Below are 17,431 nucleotides of genomic sequence, written 5' to 3'. Positions count from 1 at the left end.
TGACGATGTGCATCGCACCCGTCCGATACTCCGGATCAAACTGGCTCCTTTGGCCGTCGTGACCCAACCTTCTTTCAGAAGCGAGCTTGTACACGCTGGCGGAAAAGTGCGCCGAGCGCGCGCCGTTCGGAGATTTAGGGACACAGCATGTGGTGGGGTGCTTCATTGGAGCAATGGAAGTTGGTGAGGTGTGGGCGTTCAGGGATCAGCCGAAGGCTGTCGGCACGCAGGTGCACCAGGTGAAGGTGGTCCGGATCGACGGGCCGCGGAAACAAGGCGATTTGCATGTGCGCTTCCTTGACGGCGAGGAGGCCGGACTCCAGGAGTGGGTGGCGCGTGGCCAGTTGGTCACTCCGTGGACTGGAGTCGAGACGTTTCTCGATGACGATCGCCGATGGGCGGCGGCATTCGAGCGCTCGCGTGAGGTACGCGGCAGCGTGGAGTTCGAGGCCGCCAAGATGATTTTTGATTGTGTCCGACCGAAGAACAGGATCCGGCTGAGGCATGCTGTCGCCGATGCCGGTGTGATGGAGATCGCTGATCTTGGTGAGGTAGCCACATGGCTCGGCTTCGATCCCCAGGAGCTGCGTCAGCAGCCCCTCGCCTTCGAGGACAGGTTCGGGACCTACGTTGCGGCGTGGCCGACGACCCGCCGAGTGGCCAGGCGAGTGGCCGAGATTCTAGGCGGAGGCGTCCTCAAGAAGCTGGCGCGGCAGGAAGAAGCACTGAAGACGCAGCGCCAGAGTGAACCCTGGTACGACAACAAGAAGACCGATCGCGAGCTGGAGCGGCTGGAATCCATCATCGAGGTGTTGTATGAGTGGTGCGGCACCGAACACGTCGACCGCTATGACGAGCTGAGAGCCCTGCGCGCCGAAGTCGAGCGCCTGGGTGACCTCGTTCAGCGTGCGGTGACGGAGCTACGACACCGTAAATGTCACGCTATCGCCGCCACCATTGAGAACGACCTTGGCGTCCACGCCACCAGCCTTCGCCGTAGACCTCGCTGACCTGTGTGTGCTGCTGGGACTGGGGCCGGTAGTACTCCTTATGCGGGCCGTGCGGACTCCAGTCTCCGAGATGAGGCCGGAGGTCATCGGGAGCCGGGTCTTGGTCGAAGGCTGCCCGGGTGAGGCGTGAGGGGCCGCGGACGGGATCCAGGCGGTCGGCCAGCGCCCGTCCCCATTCGATCCACGATCGTGCGGATTCGGCCTCCTCGGTCTCCGGGGAGTCGACCGCGGCATGTTCAAGTGCGGCGCAGAACTCGCGGATTTCGGTGGTCGTGATCCATGCGTCCAGGGCTTTGGCGAACGTCTTGTGGTGGTAGTCATCGAGGGCACAAGCATGTGCCCGCACCATCGCCTCCTCCCAGCGGGCCCGTTCGGCGGCCTCCTTGCGTTCTTGCTCGGCGAGCCACTCCTCGTGTTGCCGTCTTTGGGTGAGGGCCGCCTGCTCGTCCGCCTTGGCGCGGCTCTCGACCTCCTTGAGGATCTCCCGTACCTTGCTCTCCACCTGCGAGCGTGGAGTATCCGACCAATGATCTTGTTGGCCGTGTTCTGAATGAGGCAACTCCAGGCGCAGGCGTCCTGCGGGTACGAGTTCGTATTCCACAGGAACACGTTCCCAGTCGTAGCGCCTTCGGCGTCGTGCGTCTTGTTGCGGCGCGCGAGGCACCCGGTCGTGTTCCTCCTTGACGGCAATGGGGTACTGCCGTGTTCCGACCTGCACGTACAGCCCACGAGCTTTGCGTTTCTTAGATATCGCGAGCTTATGGCCACGACGGCCAGCCTCCTGGGCAAGGGACCTTACAAGGTCCAGCGCGCGCGATCGCAGGGTGTCGGAGACCACCAGGATCTCTGGATGGGTGCGAAGCATTTCGACCAGCGAGTTGATGTCGGTGACCTTGTCGCGTACGCCGAGGCGGATCCGGTTCCAGTCGGTCTCGTCCGAGTGTGCGTCATCGGAGAGCCTGATGATCAGATCTCCTCCGTTGCGGCCGGTATGCAGCAGGTGGAAACCTGCCGGTACAAGGCCGTGTTGTTTGGCCGCGTGAATCGCTCGCCGGTAGGCGGCGCGGGTTCCCTCGTCGGGATTTTCGATCTCGACGGTCCCCCCGTTGAGCTGAAGGCGTTCGATCAAATCCTTCGCAAGGCGGAGAGCCCCTTGGTGGGCATCGTGCCGCCCGGAGAGGGCCGGTGGGCGAGTGACGGCGGCGTCGTTGGACCTGCCCGGGACGGGCAGGTCCGGGTGGTGGCCATGCTGTAGGTAGAAGCGGCCGGCGTCGGTGATCTCGGCGTGCCATATCCCGTTCTTGCGCGGTGTGGTGATCAGACCGCGACCGCGGAGCGCGTACACCGTATTCGCCAGCTCGGGTGTCTTGGCGCTTACCGGTTCCTCGCCCTCTCCGATGCGTCGCAGCACCGTCAACTGGCGATCGTTCAACTTCTCCCAACGCTGCACGTAACCACATCACACCTCAACGTCGCCGTAGACAAGCGGTTTCATTAGTGCCGCAAAAAGCTTGCCCCGAAGGTCTGCCCGGTCGTGTCCTCGGAGCGTGGGTCTTCCGGGACTGAGGGGCTCCAGTGATCGGCTACCCGTCGAACCAGGACGCCTCCAGTTCTGGGGAGGCAGAACAATCTCAACGAGTTGTGGAGAATCAGGCGTCGTGCGACTCTATTTCAGATGATCCCGGAATCGCTCTTCGACCTTGAGCTTGAGCTTCCCGAGGAAGCGGCCTTCTGGTTGCCGAGTGCCGACCCGAAGGATGAAGGGGATGGGCTTGGCTACTTCGATAGCACTTGGTCAATTCGTGATATCGCAACAGGGTGGGCCTTCGATGTCCTCAGGACAGAGCTCGGTCTCGCACGCCTTGTGGACGAGGCTGCTCGGGACCGGCGTGAGTTCGAAATGCTGGCTTCGGCCGTCGAGTGCCCTGACGCAGAGAACGTAGATCGCATCGAGTTCGGCCACCTCTGTGAAGAGCTCATGGACGAGATCACCAGTGATGTGCCTCCCGGCCTGGGAGGGCTGGAGCTTGGAGTCGCTGGACTTGTTCACGCGCTCACCGCCTATGGGTGCGTGCCAGCGGCCAGTTGTAGAGGCCACGTGTACGACCTGCCGAGGCGGCCTTGGTCCGATAGGCCGGTGGTGTACTTCGCCTCCGAGAGGGAGGGCGCGGAGCGTCTCGTCCCGCTGGTTCGCGTATCGGGGTGTGGATTTAATTTCGATCCGGATCGGCCTAGGTTGATATTGATCGAAGCGCCATCGATCACTGAAATGATGCGGCTTGCAGAAAAGATTCTGATCGCCACTCCGTCGGGGCTCTCTGCGGACCAACGCCTCCAACTGTCAGATTCCAGGAACGGGCCGCGAGACCCTGATCAACTCGCTCTGTGGTAGCAGTACGAGCTGCGGGTTCGTTCAATTCGCCGTGCGACTCGTTCTGATTGCTCCATCGAGGGTTGGACGGGATGCGGCAGGTTATGCGGTGTCGCGACCTCGGCCTGAATGTTGGATTTTGATGGCTGTGGTTTCCGACCACAGCGGCAGCTTCTCGGCTTTTAGATTTTCGAGGATGTCAGCCCCCTCGCCGACTGCTGCGACGATGACGTGGGCAGCGAGGAGTGGTGGGATTGCGTTGCCTATCTGCTGAGGAATATCACTGCCCTCCCATGGGTAATCCCGAGGGAAGGTCTGGAGCAACCCCGACTCGGCACTATCGAAACGGGAGACGGTGCCGTCGGCTTCTAATACCCGGTTGCGAGAAATCTTTCCGGTGACGGTAGCAGACGGTTCGGTGGATTTGCGCTCTCCGCGGGCTTTAGGGTCTCCACCGGTACCGTAGTTGGAGATGACGACGAAAGGCCTCGGCCGCTTTAGTACCTCACCCATCGCCACCCAAGACTTGATACCCTCGGATTCCTCGGGGCGGGGAACTCCCTTGCGGTACGGATGATGAGTCGGCTTAGGCAGCGTCACCTTATCCGCACCACCGTCTATACGACGGGCGATCAGAACCGCGCGACGGCGAGTCTGCGGCACACCGTATTGCTCCGTGCGCAGCACGTTGTGAGCCACCGAATAGCCCAAGCCCGTGAGAATTTCGTCCATCACCGCCCAGACCGGTCGGACGGATGGCACCTGCTCCAAGATGATCGCGTCGTAAGGGCGTCCGGCGTCTCTGGCCTTGAGCACCCATCGGAGGGGTTCCAGCACCAGAGCCGTTCGCGGGTCGGACAGCTTCTCGAGGTCTGCGCTGACGTCCTCGCCGTTGGCCATGCGCTTGGCGGAGTTAAGCACATTGTTGAGGTCCTGGCGGCCGGTACCGGATCCCGCCACGGTATACGTCTGGCAAGGGGGCCCGGCCGCCAGGACGTTGGCGTCCGGGAAATCCCCGGGCCCCCAGGCGCGCACGTCTCCTCGCTCGGTGCCCAACCCGGCTGCTTCCCGAGTGGCGCACGCGTTGCCGTCGAGTTCGATGCCGATCACGGGGATCTTCAGCCAGGTCGCCGCCACATCCAGCCCGCCGGGTCCAGCGAACAGATCCACAATTCCGCGGGCGTGCACGTACTCTCCTGGCCTCGAGGGGGTCAGAGGCTGCAGGACTCGCATGCGTTGATCGCCGATACGCCTCTGGATCTACCCACGACCGGGCAAGCATACTCTCTCTTCGCGGTGGCCGGCCACCATGACATGGTGAAACCATGCCCAATAAGCACAGGTACGCTGCCGCGGTGTACCGCCCGGACCCGGAACTCCATAGGCGGGCCAAGGAGGCTGCCGCCGTGGTGGGTTCCAACATGAACGCACACATCATCGGCTTCCTTCACTGGCTCGTCGGGGATACCGATGAGATCCCTCCCCGTCCGGCTCCGATGCGCTCGGAGTCTCCGCTCACTGACGAGGCGAGTTCAATCGGAGCTTGAGCGCTTCCACCGTCCCGGGCGGGCGCCGATCCGGGCGAGGGCATCCGTCAGGAGACGAGCCCGGATCACGGGACTACGAGGAGTACAGCTGCGGCCTCTGCGCCCACCGCTGCGGCGACGGGCGGCGGGAACGCGTTTCCCACCTGCCGGTGTCTGGCTGTCTTCTTGCCGACGAGCTCCAGGCTTGTGGGGACCCTTGCCTTTTGCATCAAGTGAGACCCGACATGTGAGCCGACTCGGCGACGACCGCCATATCTTTGACCCCATGGGTGCGAGAGCAGAGTCGTGGGCTTCCAGCGACGCTGTCCGGGCGAGCATGCGATCCAACAAGAGTCGCGATACCAAGCCCGAGCTCGCCCTGCGGAAAGCGGTGCACGCTCTCGGCCTGCGTTACCGGGTCGCTGTCCGTCTCCCTCTTCCGGGCCGCCGCCGAACGGCTGATCTGGCCTTCCCCCGTCTCCGCATCGCAGTTTTCCTCGACGGCTGTTTCTGGCACGGATGCCCCGAACATCACAGCGTGGCCAAAACCAATTCCGCTTACTGGTCGGAGAAGCTCCGCGCCAATAGGGAGCGGGATGCAGACACCGATCGCAGGCTCAAGGAGGCGGGCTGGTCGGTCATCAGGGTCTGGGAGCATGAGGACCCCGTGGAAGCGGCACAACGCGTCGCGACAGCGGTCCGTACCGCCCGAGCCTCACAAGTGGCGGGGCGGAGTCGATGACGCCGCCTCGCTGCAGTTCCCCGTGTTCGGACGGGCTCCAGGACGTCGGTGCCGGTGACCTGTCCTCCACCACCGGACGACTGGCTATGACGGAGGCGAGCGGGTCCGGCACGGTTGCTGTCATGCTTCAGCGGCCCGGTTCGAGACGGATCGGTGAAGGCATCCCTACTACGCGGTCGACGGGTTCCTGCTCAAGCCGCAGATGCGGGACCAGTCGCAGGTGATGCAGCGGGGACCACCGTTCTTATCCGGCTTGTGGGGACCCGAGCGGAACTGACGACGTTGGATGCCGCCTGCGAGGGTCCTCACCGTCGCCAGGCTGTCGTCGATGGTCTGCTGGTCGAGCGGGACGTCCAGTTCCTTGCGTGAGGGGTCCTTCTCACCCAGGTAGCGGACCAGGCCTCGCTCGGGCTCGTACTCCAGTTCCTGGCGGGCCGCCACGGCGTACAGGGAGACCTGGAGCTTCATCTCGTCTTCGTCGAGGGCGTCGTGCTTGTCGGTCTCCCGTTCTCCCGACTTGAAGTCGATGATCGTGACTTGGGGCGGAGAGTCGAGGCGTACGACGTCGATGGCGCCGGAGACGAGCACGTCCTCACCGGGAACGAGCACCTCGAATTCCCGCTCGGGCTCGAAGGCGAGATGGCGGAGTTCGTCCGCATAGGTCTGGACGTAGTCGGTGACGATCTCGGCACCGCGACGGCGCATGTTCTCGGCCGGTTCGCCCGTGGTGTGCCGCAGGTAGAAAAGGCCGCGGTCGATGAGCTCTTGGACGGCCTGTCGGAGGGCGACAGGGTCGGCGGCGAGTCCGGCCCAACGCGCAGGGTCGGTGTGGACGGCGCGCATGAGGTTGTGGACGCCGCGGCCGTAGCCGAAAGCCTGGTCGATGGTGGGGGTGAAACCGAGGACTTTGCGCAGGTAGAAGTCGTGCGGGCACTCCAGGTAGTAGCGGAGATCGGAGAACGAGGTGATCAAGCGGTCTTCGCGGCTGCGCTCGCTGACGATCGGACGGAGGCTGGGGATGGCTTGCGGGACGCTGTCCGTGGAGTCCCAGACATGGGAACCGGCATCCTTGACGATCCCCTTGAGCTCCTTGAAGAACTTCGAGGGCTTGGACGCGGAGATGTAGAGGAACCGCTCGGCTCTGGTGATCGCGACGTACATCAGCCGTCGTTCGTCGTCGTTGTTCGCGTTGTCCGCGAGGGTGGCAGGGTCGATGATCTGGGCCAGCGGACCTCGGAAGGGAAGCTTCGGTGCCTGCTTGGCATTCTTGCTCGGGAAACGGGATGAGCACACGTCGGCTACGAATACGGCGGCGTACTGCAGGCCCTTGACGCTGTGGATGGTGGTGACGGTGACCGCGTCGGGGGTGGCGAGGAGCGGCGCCTCCTGCGGGCGGGCTGATTCGGTTCCCCACAGCAGCAGACTGGTGATCTGGTGCCTGTAGGACTTGGCCCGCGTCCACCCGGGGGTCTCGATCCCTGTGACGAGGGAGCTGAGTTGTCCGAGGTGGTACATCGCGGCGACGGCGCGGTCGTGTTGCGTGTCCCACGCGGAGACGCCCGCTTCCGACATCAGCCACTGAAGCATCGTCTGCGGGAAGACTCTTCGGACGGGATCACGACCGGACAGCCACTTCCGCAGTTCCGGGGTGCTGAGGACGGCGATATCTGCTCGGTTGGCGGGGATTCCGGCAAGCCGAGCCTCCATGCCTCTGGCGGCGCGGATGACCCTGTTGGCTGAACCGGGGGCGATGGTCAACCCTTCGCCGGCGAGGGTGTTGAAGGCCGCACGGATGGCCCGCTCGGCTGCGCCCGGGAGATCCGCGTCCGTGATGCCCAGGACATCCCTGAGCCGGCTGGGCAGTGATCGCTTGTTCCAGTCGGCGCCCATGAAGGTGTCGCGTCCGCCGGAGAGTGACAGCGCCGCCGCGAACAAGAGTATTTCGGGCTGGGCGAATAGGTCCGGTCCGGCTTTCACGACCGCCGGGATTCCGGCGTCGCGGAGAGCCTGCAGGTAGGTTCGGGCGTCGGTGCTGCTGCGGACGAGTACGGCGACGTCGGAGTAGGTGATGCCGCGTTCACCGTCGGGTGTGTCGTGGGCGGCGCCGAGAGTGTGGGAGGGGACCAGTTCCTTGACGGTCGCGGCGATCCATTCGGCCTCGTCCGCGCGGTCTCCGTTGAAGTCGACGATCCCGATGTGCTGGGTTTCGGCGTCCACACGACCGACGCGACCGTGGGACATGTCCGGACTGGACATCGTTCCCGGCACGTTGATCGTGGCGTTCCAGCGGTTGGAGATGTCGATGATCCGCGGTGTCGAGCGGTAGTTCCTGGTCAGGTCGAGGACGTCGCCGTCCTCGTCGGCCGTGAGCTCGGCTGCGAGGTCGGCCATGATGTCGATGCGGCCGCCGCGCCAGCCGTAGATGGCCTGACGGTGGTCGCCGACGGCGGTCAGCCAGCCGTCCTGGTCGTCGACGAGCATGCGCCGGATCCCGTCCTGGACGGGGTTGATGTCCTGGACCTCGTCGACGACGAGATGGGTGATCGATGTACGCAGTCGTGCCAGAGCCGCATCATCGGTACGGAGCCGACGGGTCAGCTCGGACTGGGCCGTGCTGAAGTCCAAGAAGTGCCTGCATCGCAGATAGGCGTAGTAGCGGGCGGCTGACCGGGCGAAGGCTTCGGCGACGGGGCCCTCGCCGATCTCCGTCAGGAGTCGAGCCTGCTTGCACCATTCTTGTTCCGCACCGATGTCGGGGCGGGGTTCAGAGGGGAACTCGACGTCGAGCCGGTCGTACTCGTTCAGGAGGTCGTAAGCCTGGAGGAAGTACTCGATCGTTCGGCCGCGGGAAGAGTACGGCTTCCCCGACTCGGCCTGGAGGGCCTTCTCGAGCGCCTCGAGCCCGAGAAGGTAGGTATAACCCTCCTGGATGAGGGAGTATCGGGCGACGTCGTCGACCACGTCGTCGTTGTGGTACTCGTCCGGCCACAGCTTGCGCAGGGTCTCCAGGCAGAAGCCGTGGATCGTTCCGACGTACATGCCTCCCAGGCTCGGGTCGGTGCCGGGCGCTTCGACGACCTGGATGTACTTCCGGATCCGGAACTTCATCTCCTCGGCGGCCTGCTCGGTGAAGGTGAAGGCCACGATCTGGTCCTTCGGGATCCCGTCGCGCGCATGCCACCAAGCGATCCGCCGAGCCATCGCCTCGGTCTTGCCCGCACCCGCGCCGGCGATCACCAGCAGACGCCGGGCATCGGACGTCACGATGGCTTGCGCTTCGGGGCTCAGAGCCTTCAGGAGTTCGGCCCGGACAGTGGCGGAAAAGGTCATGATCGATCAGCTCTCTTGCGCATGATTGAGATCACTGGATCCGGAGGGCGCCAGCGTAGCCACTCGGACCGACACTTCCGGATGGAACTTGGCGGGACATCACCGATCGAGCCGGACGGAGCGACGCATCCGTCGGTGGAGCAGAGCGTGCTGGTCAGGTGATATCCCATGCTACAAGCCGTATCTCTGCAGGGCTTCGAGCAGGATCTCTTTGAAGCGCTCCGTCGGTTTCTCCTCTCCGAGGAGCAGGGAGACGCGTTCTGCGAGCACGTCATGGTCCTGTGTCGGGCCCTCGGCCTGCACCGACTGCACGGCCGTCACCAGTTCCCGGCCGGGTATCTCATCGAGATCGCGTGGACCGCGAGTCCGGAGAGCGCATGTCGGCTGGCCGGGCAGTCGAAGCGTCGCCCTCAGATAGTCGGCTTGACCGATCTCGCTTTCCGCTTCGATCAGCCTGGTACGGACGGCGTACTTCGTCGCACTCACCAGGATGCCGACCGTCACATCGTCCAGAGGCATCCCGGCCAGTCGGCTGATGATGCGGTAGACACGCACGGCCTGGACCGGGCCCTCCGCCGCCACGACGGCCGCGATGGCTTCGGCGCGCTCTCGAAGGCCGAGTTCGAAGGGGTCGCCGAAGCCCTGACCTCGGTACGCGTTGTAGGGCGTCGTACCGCCGGCGGACTGATCGATGCCCTCCGTTCCTCCTGGTGCCGGCTCGTCCAGAGAAAAGCGATCGGTTTGAGCGGACGGGGGTTGTACGGGAGAGACCTCGCCATGAGGGGCTGGTGTCGTCCCTGTCCATCCGACGCGCGCGTCCCCCTCCGCAGAACCGCCGAAGACGGCGTCGATCCTGATCTGTCGCTCGTCGGCGGTCAGCGATGTCGTGCTGAGCAACGCGCTGACGGTCTCCCTGGTGGCCCTGCGGAGTTCGCCGTCGAGTGACTGGTCGCTGAGAGCCTCGAAGAGCACGAAGGGGGTCAACCGGAGCAGTCGCTTGAGGAAATCTTGTAGGGCATCGCGTTCGCCGAGCCCCCGGAGATCGAGTTCGTTCCAGACCCGCAGGATGGCTTTGACCAGATGAGGGCTGTTGCCGAGCGCTTTGCGGCGCGCGTAGATCTGATCGAAAGCGGCCTCTCCGAGGATGTTCAAAGCCGCGTAGGGATCGGAGTCGCCGGGGGAATGCACGAGCTGGGCGCGCCACCACATGCGTCCGAAGACGTGTCGTGTGAGGTCGGTGGCCAGAACACGGTCACCCGGAGGGACCGGATACCGCCAATAGGCGACGTCGGGGAGCAGAACCAGGGCGAGGAACGCCCACACGTCTCCGGATGCGGCTTCTGCGGGTACGAGTCTCATCTCGGAGTGCAGAGCGGCGGCGAGACGCAGATCGAACGCCGCACGGAGCTCACGGTTGGACTCGTTGGGGAAGCCGGACTCCTTGGCGAGGTCCACCACCAGATCACGCAGCTCGCGGAGCCTGGTTTCAGAGACCCGATCGCCTCCCGTCGCGATGTACACGGCTGAGTCGTGGGCGGTGGTAGCGCGTCCCATCAGGTCGGTGATCGGTAGGTGCCGGTATTCCTCGTGAAGCGGCCTGGCCTGGCCGGCCAGGAGGCGGGGATAGAGGAACCCCATCACACCTCCCCGAAAATCTTGACTGCCGCCTGGAGTTCTGAAGCGAAGAGGCTGGGCGAGTGGTTGAACCTGAGCTGGACGTCATTGATCGATGAGCCCGGGAACATCTGATGGAACAGTGACAGCAACGTGGAACCTAAGGTGTCGTCGGGGAAAGTCGCTCCGTCTCCGAAGTCGTCATGGCGCAGCGCGTGTTCGATCATGACGCGTGCGGCGTCGGCGTAGACGGCCGACAGGACGACTCTGTCGACTGGACGAGGTTTCGCCGCGTTCTGGAACGCGGTCGCCGTGACGGTGTTCTGCTCATTGACCAGTAGGAGCAACGAACCCATGGTGGCTCCGTGCAGGTTGCTGCCGATCTGGAGGTGCCAGGCCGCGTTCTCGGGGAACGAGGTCTTGGCGAAGTCGATCACTGCCATCGGGAACTGCGGAGCGTCGCCCTGAAGCCTCAGGGATCGGTGGTCGCTCCAGAGCACCGATCCGGCGCGGCGTGGTGCCGACGGCTTGCCGTTCGGGAGGGCATCCGATAGCACCAGCGCGGTGTCCAGGACGAGTACACCGCCCAGGTCGGACCCGCGGAGCTGAGCCCTGATCTCGACCTCGGCGGGACCGGTCTCCTCCATCCGGATGCGATCCGCGAGGCCACGTAGGTTCGACCCGGTGGCGGTCCAGACTGCAGCCAAGGTCAGGGCGGTCTCCGGTGAGAGTCCGGTCTCGGATCTGGCGCGGTCCAGATCGACGCGCACCCTGCGACGGAGTTCCAGATCCATCTGGTAGTCCCAGTCTGACAGCGACTCGGGCAGCGCCAGATCGCCGTCCTCGGTCACCAGGAACCATGAGTCGGCCTGCACGATGTCCTCGGACGGACGCCGGTACGGCAGCACGCGACGGGTCATGGCGTCTGCACCGCTTCCGTGAAGATGTCGACCTCAGTCATCGTGTCGGGCGCGGGACGGATGATCGCACGCCAGGTCGAACCGTCACCGCCCTCGATGACATGGGACGGAGTCTCATGCAGTGACCCGTCCGGATCCTCCCAACCGATCAACTCGGGCATGGCGGCTCCCAACGGCGGATCGGTCTCACGCCCGCCGGGACCCGCCACCGCCACGGCAAGGCCGACGCGTACCTGCTGAGGGCCGGGCACGGGCAAGCGGAACTCCTGGATCAACACCGGGGCGCCCGAGAGCTCTCCGTAATAGGGGTCACCGGCGTATTCCACGCGAGGGCGGCGTCGAGCCGTCCTGCCCGGGGGCACCCCCTCAGCCGATCCGGATGGTGTTGATGCGGGACCGCGGGATGCCGTCTCGACGCCGTCGGGCTTGCCGTGGTCGGCATCGTCGGGCCTGCTGTAGTCAGTGGCGCCACCCGTCCCCCACACGCCGCCGACGAGGGAAGCGAACTTCGTGCTGGCCGCGCCCAGCGCGACCCTGGCGGAGTCGCCCCTTGTCACGCCGCCGAGGTCGAACAGCGCGTTCAACGCCTCGTCGATGCGTCGGAACGTGGTGTTGACGTAGGTCCTCTCCGGAGACTCGAGAGACTGCGGATGCCATGCGTCGTGCGTCGGGGGCTCCGCTTTGGCGTAGGTCTCATCCAGCGCTGGATCGGCCCGGAACACCCCGGCGTAGTGCTGATACTCACTCGGGGACTTCGGTCCCGGGCGATACGTGACCACGAGCTCCGCCGGACGCATGAGGCATACATGGTGAACCGCGCTCTCGATGTCCACCATCCGCGATGCGGTGGTGGCCTCCAGAGCCGGCGCGGTGCGTTTGACCAATCCGAGTCTGCCGAGGAACTTCTTGGGACTCAGGCAGTGCAGGTCCTTGCCCTCGGGGCCCTCCATGACCTCATATGCCGCGACGAACAGGTTGAGCGGTCGGGTTTCCCGAGGATCGGGGACCGGGTAGGCGACGCCGTCGCAGGTCACCGAGAAACGCATCGCAGGCTGTCCGTCGGAGGAGTCGAGCATCTTCGGCCACAGGTGCCATGCGATCGTGTCCGCCAGGTAACCGGCTGCCTCGGCGGGGGAGTCCCGGCCCTCCAGGAGCGGATCGATGATGACGATCGTGGTGCCCGTCTCATCGGCACCGAAGGGGCGTAATCCGAGACGATGCGCCACGGCGTCCGCTTCGGTGCCGACCAGCGGTTCGACGACCTCTCCGGTGGTGTCGCCCCACCAGTGCCGGCCGGTGTACCGCCGTTCTCCGCCTGATCCGTTGGCCACGTAGCTCTTCCAGAGGGCACAGCCCATCAGACGGGTCTCGTATCCGCCGTCGACCCTGCACCGCGTGTGGATCAGGATCGTTCCAACTTCAGAGATCAGATAGAAGATGCCCTTGCCGAACCCGTATGTGCCGCCGCCGAGCTCCGTGTCCCGGGGCTCTCCGACATTGCGTACGAAAGACACGAAATCGTGGCCCTTGGCCACGGCCTCATCCGCCCGAGTCGGGCCGCCGAGCCCGCTGGTACCGCGATCGGAGACCGCCATCACCCGGATCGTCGGCCGGCTCAACGATTGCCGGAGCGGCAGATGGTCATTGAGGGGCGCATCCTGCGACAACAGGTCGCGCCAAGCCGCCGCACGCGCGGGACTCACAGTCCACACGTCGATGGCGTAGTCGACCGGCTCGGTGCGGTCGGGCAGGCGGGCGTCCCAGCTGTTCTGGGCCGACTCCCTTACGAGAATCGTCAGCAGATCCAACTCGGGACGGCCGAGTTGCTTGCGGATCCCCTCGGCCGCGCTCGCCCCCTCGGGCGGGAAAGGCTGGGAGAACCAGGACGCTTTCATCATGAGGGCTCCCGGAGCATGCTGGTCAGATGTTCGTTCACTCGGTCCGGTTCCAAAGGGGTCGGCGGCTCGTGGGACAAGTCGATCGTGTAGGCGACGTCCGCCACAGTGATCGGGATGCCTGCCGTTGCAAGATCTTTACCTGTCAGTTTGGGGAACAGGGCGTCCACCTCGTACCAGCGTTCCTCGACAGCTGAGAAGCGGATATCGCGGTAGAGATCGACGTCGGATGAGTGGTAACCGACGGCGGCGAGCAGGCTGAGTAGGGCGCTCTCGTCGTCCACGAGTCCGAGTGCCCGCTCGATCAGCTCGGGGAGAGATTCTCCTCGGTTGGAGGGCCGCTCCAGGCGATACCAGGCCAGCTGCAGAGACCCGCTGTGCGGCGCCTCCAACTGCCCCAAACCATGGATGCGTACGCGACGGCGGTCACCGCCGACCGATGCCTTCACCTCGACAGCGGTGCGGTCGGCGGAGAAATCGTGATGATGACCGCCTGGGCCCCGCCACAGCCGGTGGGCGCTGCCGTCTTCCTCCAGCAGCCGTACGAGTACCGTCAGTTCACCGAACAGCCCGGCGAGTTGTTCGACGCCGAGGGGAGCCCCCTTGGTCTGGAACAACGCCTTCCATCGGTCCAGCACGCGGTAGAGGGCTTTGAGGGGGGTGCTCGGCATGGTTTCGGTCGTCTTCATCACGTCCGCACACAACAGGGTGAAGAGGTCGTTCAGATCGGGACGCAGGCAACCGAGATCCGCATACGTCTGGTAGCTGTCCTCCCCTTCGAGAGGGCGTTTCCGCAGTACGAGGACCGGTCCGTCGGGACCGCGTCGTACACCCTGATGGGAACCGATCGGCACCAGCACATGGCGGTGGCCCTCGTAGTCGACGGCGACGGCCAGACGGCCGTGGGCGATGTCGAAGGGAAGCTCGGAGACGCGCACCTTGCGATCTCCGGAGGCTCGCTGGGACTCCAGCTTCTTCCAGTGCTGATCGATGAGGTCTCGGAGGCCGTCGCTCACTCGGTCTCCTCGGCGTCGATCGGGCTGAGATCCACCTCTTCGATCTCGATGTCGACGCCGGAGAGGTCCGCAGAGATCCATTCGATGGTGCTGTCCTCGCCGTCGGGTCGGGGGAAGACCAGACCGACACCGATCACGTGTTCATCGGCGTCGAGCGGCTTGCGGCGCTGCTTCTCCCGCTGCGGGGGCGTGGAGACCTTGTCGATCGGGTAGAGCACCAGCAGCCCCGTGTCGGGCAATTGCTTCTGCCGCTCGGTTTCGATCTCCTTCTCGGTGAGCTGACCGGTTTCACCAGTCAGGTCGACCGCTGCATCCCGACGGCTCATCAACGTCTTGATGTCGGCGAAGCCCGACTCGGGGGTGTCCAACCGCGCACGGACGATCCGCTGGACCGCCACCCCGGGGGCGAACTCGAACGCACCGGCGGCGTCCCCCAACGGGTTCCCCACGATGGCGACGTTCCACCGTCGCAAGGATCCCGCGTTGCGGACCCGCTTCTCGATGTAGCGGATGAGCAGGCCGGCGTCGCACTCCTGCGACTTCTCGTGGAAGCTGTATCGCTTCAAGAAGCCGATCACCAGATCGTATGGGACGTCGCGGAAGATGAACCGACCGTCTTCCGGACGTTCATCGCACCGGGTCGCATGCTGAACGGCCTTCGCGACGAGTTGCTTGGCGGCGGCCTGGTTGTCGAGGAGCCAGTCGGCGTCGGTGTGGAAGTACCGAGTCTGCACACGCCGACCGCCGTAGGCGGAGGCGGCCGTCACGGCATCCTTCATCTTGGCGGCCTGGGTGACCCGGAGCGCAGGGTGAGTGCGCAGGCGCACCGCGAAGGTCAGCGGTGTGTGGTCCTCGGTCATGTAGATGTCGATGTCCCGACGCATCTCGGTCTCGACTGTGGCCAGGTGCCGGAACCATTCGTTGAGCTCGGCCGTCATCCAGATCCGAGGCAGGTCGGCATAGCCGTTGCGGTAGCCGAACCAGCGCCCCATCTGCAACAGGGTGTCGTACGCGGACACGGCGCGTACGAAGTAGCTGACCGACAAGCCTTCCAGCGTGAGACCGCGTGACAGGGTATTTCCGCCGACTGCGATGGCCATCACGGGGCCGTTCTCGTAGTCGAGACGGTCCTCGCTGCTGGAGTTGTCCATGACGATCCGGCAGTCGTCCAGAACGCCGGGCAGTTCGGGGAGCAGGTCGTCGAACTCCACCTTGACTTCGCCGAAGTCCTCGGCCGAGACCCGGGCGGTCTCGTCGTCCCACAGCTTGCGAAGTTCTTGGAGGACGGTCGAGTCGTCGAGGGAGGCTCTCGTCTCCTCCTGGAGGTTCTTCAAAGGACCTCGGAAGCTGTTGTGCACTGCTGTGTTGACGCTCGTGTGGATGAGCATGGTGCTGTGCGGATTGCCTGCGCCGCGTACACGTCGGGCCGAGGTGACCATCCAGAAGTAACGGATGGCGTCACGCAGGGTCGCGGTGATCTCGGGCGTGAATCCGTCGACGTCGACCCGCCTGAGAGGGCGCACGAGTTCCACATCGCTGTCGGGAACCTCGCGGATCATGTCGTAGCCGTCGTCGATGTCTTCCGGGTCTTCCCCGTCCAAGGCGTACCGACCGAAGAGGACCTCTGTGCCGAAGTGTCCTTCGGGCTTGGGCAGGTTAACGATGAAGTCCTTCGGGTACAGGTCGCCGGCGCTGGGATCGATCAGCAGGTTGGCGAACGGTGAGGCGGTGTAGCCCACGTACGCGGATTTGGGCAGGCGCTCGAGGATCTCCCGAATCTTCGGGTTGATCGTCTTGGTAGCGACCGTGGCCTGGTCGGCCTCGTCATCGATGATCAGCGCGGGGCAGTCCTGCAGGTAGTCCGACGCCGAGGCGAGCCACTTGCTGAACTTTCGCAGGACCGTCGAGTTCTTCTTGATGACGCACAGTACGTGTGCCTTGTTGCTCTTCCCGAAGAACGACGCGGCGTTGGCGGTCGGGACGAAGTCCCGATCGAGGTCGGTCAACTGATGCCAGAGCGTGGGGTTCGGCTCGACGAGCTGCTGGACGAGCCGGGCCTGGGTCTGCCTACGCAGACCGTTGTGGATACCCGCCAGGACGATGAACAGCTTGTATCCACGGTCGGCGGCCTTGGCCATGACTGCGGTGAAGTTGGTCGTCTTGCCCGACTGCACGTAGCCGACGACCAGCCCTTGGGTGGAGAACTTCTTCTCCTTGGGATGGCTCAGCAGCGAGACGATCCGGGTCGAGGCGGTGTCGAGGCTGTCGGTCGCAGACGGGGACCAGTCGGCCTTCTCAAGCTGATGGACTATCGCCGGCCAACACTTGTCCTTCGGGGACGGGCCGGTGTACCAGGTGTCGCGGTTTCCCAAGACGACGGAGTGGGGCTCCTCAAACTCTTTGATCCGGATGGTCTGCCGCTCGTGCCGATCCCTGATCTCCTGGATGACAGCCTGGTCGACCCCCATGAGTTCGAGCCTCTTGATCGCCTCCGTGGGAGTGAAAGCGTCGAGAAGAGCCCTGAACGTTTCGTATATATATTCGAATTCGTTGTTCATGGGATCTCCTGATAACGCAGCTCGATGAACATCAGTACGCGGACGTCAAATGGAAACTTGACCCAAGCGTAGGTGTTCCTTCCAGGGAAGGACTCGGGTTGAGGGTCCGTCTGACCGGCCAGAGTGAGGCTACGGCCAGGGACTGACAATCCACCAGCCCCACCGGTGGCACGTCGGGTAAGCATTGGGCGGTCAAGTCTTCGACTTGCAATGGTAGATAGCTCTACCCGTGGAGCATCGACAGCGATATTTCGCCGACTCGCCAATGTACTGCTGAGTGATTCCCGCGAGCTGGTCGGTCTATGCCGTCGCTGCTTTCCTCCATCGATGAGCGGAATCATCTGTGGAGAGTCTGGGGAGGTCGGATACGTATGGTACAGGCCGGTGGTTCCGGTCGAAGTCGTCAGTGGAACGAGAACCGACGCCGGTGTGTCAACGACGCGCGAATC

At 64.4% G+C, this 17,431-nt stretch carries 11 protein-coding genes; 3 read left to right on the top strand and 8 right to left on the bottom strand.

The genetic code is table 11. The features are described 5' to 3' along the window. Window positions 1-86 precede the first annotated feature (86 nt). Complete coding sequence (locus tag Pta02_RS23550; RefSeq protein ID WP_203877090.1) at window positions 87-1,010, top strand: hypothetical protein; 924 nt, start codon at window positions 87-89, stop codon at window positions 1,008-1,010. Here the strand turns inward: Pta02_RS23550 and Pta02_RS23545 are convergent. Further along, window positions 943-2,460 carry a hypothetical protein gene (locus Pta02_RS23545; RefSeq protein ID WP_203877089.1) on the bottom strand — a complete coding sequence of 506 codons (1,518 nt, stop codon included), beginning with the start codon at window positions 2,458-2,460 and terminating at the stop codon, window positions 943-945. The two genes, Pta02_RS23550 and Pta02_RS23545, sit on opposite strands and share 68 nt — an antisense overlap. 225 nt (window positions 2,461-2,685) lie before the next feature. Between Pta02_RS23545 and Pta02_RS23540 the strand changes: the two genes are divergently transcribed. Continuing rightward, entirely contained in the window at window positions 2,686-3,402 is a 717-nt protein-coding gene (locus Pta02_RS23540; protein ID WP_203877088.1) for a hypothetical protein, read from the top strand. An 81-nt stretch (window positions 3,403-3,483) separates the two neighbouring features. On the opposite strand, the gene Pta02_RS23535 is transcribed toward Pta02_RS23540, so the two are convergent. After that, the gene (locus Pta02_RS23535) at window positions 3,484-4,569 is read right to left on the bottom strand and encodes a DNA cytosine methyltransferase (RefSeq protein WP_239131180.1); all 1,086 of its coding nucleotides are present in this window, start codon (window positions 4,567-4,569) and stop codon (window positions 3,484-3,486) included. A gap of 282 nt (window positions 4,570-4,851) precedes the next feature. Between Pta02_RS23535 and Pta02_RS42210 the strand changes: the two genes are divergently transcribed. Next, complete coding sequence (locus Pta02_RS42210; protein ID WP_307837494.1) at window positions 4,852-5,649, top strand: very short patch repair endonuclease; 798 nt, start codon at window positions 4,852-4,854, stop codon at window positions 5,647-5,649. A gap of 168 nt (window positions 5,650-5,817) precedes the next feature. Here Pta02_RS42210 and Pta02_RS23525 read toward each other — a convergent pair whose 3' ends face one another. The 6 genes from Pta02_RS23525 to Pta02_RS23500 all read right to left on the bottom strand — a co-directional run bounded on the left by Pta02_RS23525 (window position 5,818) and on the right by Pta02_RS23500 (window position 16,982). Next, the gene (locus tag Pta02_RS23525) at window positions 5,818-8,979 is read right to left on the bottom strand and encodes an ATP-dependent DNA helicase (protein WP_203877085.1); all 3,162 of its coding nucleotides are present in this window, start codon (window positions 8,977-8,979) and stop codon (window positions 5,818-5,820) included. A 171-nt stretch (window positions 8,980-9,150) separates the two neighbouring features. After that, window positions 9,151-10,617 (bottom strand): DUF6339 family protein, encoded by a 1,467-nt coding sequence (locus tag Pta02_RS23520; RefSeq protein WP_203877084.1) that lies wholly within the window; start codon window positions 10,615-10,617, stop codon window positions 9,151-9,153. Continuing rightward, window positions 10,617-11,513 carry a hypothetical protein gene (locus tag Pta02_RS41360; protein ID WP_239131179.1) on the bottom strand — a complete coding sequence of 299 codons (897 nt, stop codon included), beginning with the start codon at window positions 11,511-11,513 and terminating at the stop codon, window positions 10,617-10,619. Before Pta02_RS41360 ends, Pta02_RS23520 begins: the two co-directional genes overlap by 1 nt. Next, complete coding sequence (locus Pta02_RS23510; protein ID WP_203877083.1) at window positions 11,510-13,411, bottom strand: hypothetical protein; 1,902 nt, start codon at window positions 13,409-13,411, stop codon at window positions 11,510-11,512. The genes Pta02_RS41360 and Pta02_RS23510 overlap by 4 nt, the downstream gene beginning before the upstream one ends. Continuing rightward, window positions 13,408-14,424: a PD-(D/E)XK motif protein gene (locus Pta02_RS23505; RefSeq protein ID WP_203877082.1), complete on the bottom strand. Its 1,017-nt coding sequence runs from the start codon at window positions 14,422-14,424 to the stop codon at window positions 13,408-13,410. Before Pta02_RS23505 ends, Pta02_RS23510 begins: the two co-directional genes overlap by 4 nt. Continuing rightward, complete coding sequence (locus Pta02_RS23500; RefSeq protein WP_203877081.1) at window positions 14,421-16,982, bottom strand: Z1 domain-containing protein; 2,562 nt, start codon at window positions 16,980-16,982, stop codon at window positions 14,421-14,423. The genes Pta02_RS23505 and Pta02_RS23500 overlap by 4 nt, the downstream gene beginning before the upstream one ends. Window positions 16,983-17,431 lie beyond the last annotated feature (449 nt).

Origin of the sequence: Paraplanobispora takensis, from assembly GCF_016863195.1 — a bacterium.
GTDB lineage: Bacteria > Actinomycetota > Actinomycetes > Streptosporangiales > Streptosporangiaceae > Planobispora > Planobispora takensis.
The sequence above is the reverse complement of the archived record's forward strand: the minus strand, read 5'-3'. Positions and strand labels throughout refer to the sequence as shown.